Origin of the sequence: Halobacterium bonnevillei, assembly GCF_009831555.1 — an archaeon.
GTDB lineage: Archaea > Halobacteriota > Halobacteria > Halobacteriales > Halobacteriaceae > Halobacterium > Halobacterium bonnevillei.
In genome coordinates, this window is record NZ_WUUU01000238.1 from 1 (window position 1) to 3,448 (window position 3,448).

Sequence of the window (3,448 nt, forward strand, 5' to 3'; positions counted from 1 at the left end):
CCTGACGAGTCGCATCCAGGCGAGCAGCGCGGCCACGGCCAACGGCGTCGAACTGGAAGGTGCGCGTCGACGGGTCGCTGTTCGAGGCGACGCACGCCGACGGCGTGCTGGTGTCGACGCCCACCGGCAGCACCGCGTACAACCTCAGCGAGGGCGGGCCGCTCGTCCAGCCCGGCGTCGACGCGCTGGTCGTGACCGGCATGTGCTCGCAGGAGGCGATGCCGCCGCTGTTGACGCCGCTGGACGGCGAGGTGGCAATCCGAGTATCCGGTCCGGAGTACGTCACGGTCTCCAGCGACGGCGCGAACCGACAGCGCGTGGAGACCCCGGAGGTGGTGACCGTCACGGCCGCCGACGAACCCGCTCGTGTCGCCGGGCCGGACACTGATTTCTTCCAGGCGTTGAACAAACTCGAGTGAAAGCGACACCCCCTGACAGGGCGAGCCCCTCGGCGGACCCGCGGGGGTAGCGCGGGCGTCCTGACAACGAGAGGGGGTCGCCGGAACGGAAAGGGTTAGTGAGCCGCCACCCCTACGCGGGAGCAATGAGCCCCCAGCTGCCGGACGTGCAGGCAACCGAACCGGAGGTTGCGGTCGGGTTGAGCCAGGTCGGCGTGACCGGCGTCGAGAAACTCGTGAAGGTCGCACGCGAGGACGAGCGTCCGATCGCACTGATGGCGGACTTCGAGGTGTACGTCGACCTCCCGAAGGGACGGAAGGGCATCGACATGAGCCGCAACATGGAGGTCATCGACGAGACGCTCCAGGACGCGGTCTCGGAGCCGGTGTACCGCGTCGAGGAGATGTGCGGTGAGGCCGCCGAGCGCCTGCTGGAGAAACACGACTACACGACGACGGCGACGGTGGAGATGGAAGCCGAACTCATCATCCAGGACGAGACGCCCGCCAGCGGCATGCCCACCCAGGGGAGCGTCGACATTCTCGCAGCGGCCACCGCGGTCGAGGGCGAACCGACCCGGGAGGAGATCGGCGCGCGCGTCGTCGGGATGACGGTGTGCCCCTGCAGTCAGCAGATGATGGGGCAGCGCGCCCGCGAGAAACTCCAGGAGCTCGGCGTCGGCGAGCGCGAAGTCCGGGAGTTCCTCAGCGACGTACCCCAGGCCGGGCACAGCCAGCGCGGCCACGCGACCCTCACCATCGAGACGGCCGGAGACCCCGACGTCGACCTGATGGACATCGTCTCAGTCGCACGGGATTCGATGAGCGCGCGCATCTACAACCTCGCGAAGCGCCCGGACGAGGACAGCATGACGTACGCCGCGCACGCGAACGCGAAGTTCGTGGAGGACTGCGTGCGTTCGATGGCTCGGGACGTCGTCAGCGAGTTCGACCACCTCGACGACGACGCCATCGTGAAGATGAAGCAGTCCAACGACGAGTCCATCCACCAGCACAACGCCCACGCCGAGCGCATCGCGGAGTTCGCGACGCTGCGCGAGGAAGTGAACGGCGACGCCTGAACGGACGTCGCGGTCACGTCACGCGGCGGGCGGAGTGTCGTTTTTGACAGCTCCCGTGACAGAGTTTGGATTCGATACGTCACAGAGTGAACGATACGGCCGGGGTTGCGCTCCGTTCGTAATCCATTGGGGTCTATCGGGGACGGAGCGTAGCGGCGCTTAGCGCTGGTAGCTGGTTCGTCGACGGAAAACGTGTCGCCGATTCGAATCAATAGTTATCAATCGTGATTACTGAGGGCGAGGACTTATTACTCAAATTTTTTTCCAATCAGGTATGGCGCGAGAGACCTACGCAGACACGGCGGACTACACCATCGAGACGGACGACGAACTCGACGCAGTCCTCCACACGTGGACGGACTTCACGACGGGGGAGGCGTTCCGCGACGGGTCGAACGTGCTCCTGGAAGCCATCCGGGAGACCGGTCACTCGAACCTGCTCGTTGACACGAGCAACATCCAGGCCCACGACGACGAGGACAAGGCGTGGCTCCAGCAGGAGTGGGTTCCGAAGGCCCTCGACGCCGGCATGGAGGCTTCCGCGATGGTGTACTCGGACAGCGTCATCTCGAAGATGGAGATGGAGAGCTTCAACGAAGAGATTGAGGACAGCCCCTACGAGACGTTCCTGACGGACGACCGGGAGGAAGGCGAGGCGTGGCTCGCCGAACAGTAGGGCACCCCCTGACGCCCGGCAAATACAGTCCCGCGGTCAGTCCAGGGTGGCGGCGTCCGCCCACGTGTCCTCGAAGACGGCAGTGACGTCGCCGGCGAACGTGGGGTCGTGGAGGTCGATCATCGCGAACGACTCGTCCGGTTCGACGGGGTTGGAGACGTCCAGGCAGACTTCGGCGTCGTCGACAATGGTGACGTTGCCCTCGACGACGGGGCCGATGCGGACCTCGTAGTTCGGGTGTTCGGCGAGCACGGCGACGTAGCGCTCGTTCACCTCGTCCGGGAGGTTCGCGGAGAGATCCCGGGAGATGAGCACGGAGACGCTGACGCCGCGCTCGAGGGCGTCCTCGAGGTGGTCGACGACCCTGCTCGTGGTGTCCGCGACGTCGAAACTCGTGGACTCGTAGCCCGCGAGCAACCGCAGGGAGTCGTCCGCGGAGTCGATGCGCTCCAGCAGCAGGTCGACCGATTCGTCGGGGCCGAGCGCGGCCGTCCAGAACCCCTCCTCGGGCTGGGCGGGCGTCTGGAGGTCCGCGGCGAGTTCGTCGACGACGGCCTCGTACTGGTCGGCTTTCTCGCGGAGTTCGCGCTTGCGGTCCTCCAGCAGGCGGTCGAGCGCGGTGTCCGGTTCGACCGCGACGTACTTCTTCGGCCTGCTGGCGGCCTGACTCCGGACGAGGTGCTGGGACTCGATGCTCCCGAGCACGTCGTAGACGCGACCCATCGGCACCCCACTCTCCTCTGACAACTCCTTGGCGGTTGCCGGCCCGGTCTGAAGGAGCGAGCGGTACGCGCTCGCCTCGTACTCCGAGAGGCCGAGGTCCCTCAAGTTAGCCATCTCGGGGTGTCGTTCGGTTCCCGGTGGGAAAAACGCTCCGCCGGTTTATCGCGACCGGCGCGGTGCGGACCGACCGCTCACTACGGGCGGTCCGGCGGCCGCGCCTCGATGTACGGGAGGTCGGCGAGCAGTTCGTCGAGCGTGACGGGGTCGTCGTCCTCGTCGGAGGCCATCGCGTAGACGAACGGGCTGCGAGCCCTTGAAACCCGATTTGAAGCCGTTTAGAGGGGTCCTGTCGGCTCCCGAGAGCTATTGCGTGTTGGCGACGAGGTCCGCCAGGTCGGACGGCGTCTCCACGGCGTCCGTGCGGCCGTCGGCTTCGACGACCACGCGGTGCCGGCGTCGCCGTCGGCGTCCGGCACGACGACTTTCTCGTGGTCCGCCATCCGGAGCGCCGCGCGGTGGAGGTCGCTGCCCGCGTCGTCGGCGACTTCCACGACGGAGCGGGTCGCCCG

General features: G+C 66.9%; 3 protein-coding genes and 2 pseudogenes. 3 read left to right on the plus strand and 2 right to left on the minus strand.

What is annotated here, in order from left to right:
• From GRX66_RS17490 to GRX66_RS17500, 3 genes and pseudogenes are all read left to right on the plus strand, one after another.
• Window positions 1–419 (plus strand): annotated as a pseudogene (locus GRX66_RS17490) (NAD(+)/NADH kinase); the annotation flags it as partial.
• A gap of 125 nt (window positions 420–544) precedes the next feature.
• Entirely contained in the window at window positions 545–1,480 is a 936-nt protein-coding gene (mptA, locus tag GRX66_RS17495) for a GTP cyclohydrolase MptA (protein WP_159527655.1), read from the plus strand.
• A gap of 274 nt (window positions 1,481–1,754) precedes the next feature.
• Window positions 1,755–2,156 (plus strand): hypothetical protein, encoded by a 402-nt coding sequence (locus GRX66_RS17500; RefSeq protein ID WP_159527656.1) that lies wholly within the window; start codon window positions 1,755–1,757, stop codon window positions 2,154–2,156.
• A gap of 36 nt (window positions 2,157–2,192) precedes the next feature.
• Here GRX66_RS17500 and GRX66_RS17505 read toward each other — a convergent pair whose 3' ends face one another.
• Together GRX66_RS17505 and GRX66_RS17510 are read right to left on the minus strand one after the other, a co-directional pair.
• Window positions 2,193–2,993 (minus strand): TrmB family transcriptional regulator, encoded by an 801-nt coding sequence (locus tag GRX66_RS17505; protein WP_159527657.1) that lies wholly within the window; start codon window positions 2,991–2,993, stop codon window positions 2,193–2,195.
• Window positions 2,994–3,242: 249 nt separating this feature from the next.
• A pseudogene (locus GRX66_RS17510) lies at window positions 3,243–3,448 on the minus strand (DUF255 domain-containing protein); the annotation flags it as partial.

Bases quoted from the DNA above. Each gene is read 5' to 3' on its own strand.
- GRX66_RS17500 (WP_159527656.1), top strand. From the start codon at position 1,755: ATGGCGCGAGAGACCTACGCAGACACGGCGGACTACACCATCGAGACG.
- mptA (WP_159527655.1), top strand. From the start codon at position 545: ATGAGCCCCCAGCTGCCGGACGTGCAGGCAACCGAACCGGAGGTTGCG.
- GRX66_RS17505 (WP_159527657.1), bottom strand. From the start codon at position 2,993: ATGGCTAACTTGAGGGACCTCGGCCTCTCGGAGTACGAGGCGAGCGCG.